Source organism: Enterobacter sp. R-1.6.2 (assembly GCF_035064085.1).
Taxonomy (GTDB): domain Bacteria; phylum Pseudomonadota; class Gammaproteobacteria; order Enterobacterales; family Enterobacteriaceae; genus Enterobacter; species Enterobacter asburiae_B.
In genome coordinates this window covers 1-341 of the sequence record NZ_JASEYI010000135.1, presented here as the reverse complement: position 1 = coordinate 341, position 341 = coordinate 1, and the positions used below count along the sequence as shown (strand labels likewise).

The 341-nt window shown below is 65.4% G+C and carries 1 protein-coding gene; it reads left to right on the top strand.

Translation table 11 applies throughout. The features are described 5' to 3' along the window. On the top strand, positions 1-341 hold a 341-nt coding region (locus tag QMN93_RS26140; protein WP_323630751.1), incomplete at both ends, for a relaxase/mobilization nuclease domain-containing protein.

Here is a 341-nt window from a genome sequence, read left to right as displayed (position 1 = left end):
CCGAACTGCTGACCGGCAGGCGGCTCCAGCCGTACTACGACCGCGCCGACCGGCCGCGCATCGATGCCTGGCAGACCATCGTGAACGGCAGACTGGGGCTGCATGACCCGAACGCGCCGGAAAACCGCCGGGCGCTGGTCACGCCGTCCGGACTGCCGAAAACGAAGCAGGAGGCCACTGAAGCCATCACGCGCGGACTGCTGACCCTTGCTTCGTCCGGGGAGCTGAAAAACCGTCAGGACGTCACTGAGGCGCTGGAACGGTCAGGTTTTGAGGTGGTGCGCACCACGAAAAGCAGTATCAGCATTGCCGACCCGGACGGGGGGCGAAACATCCGACTG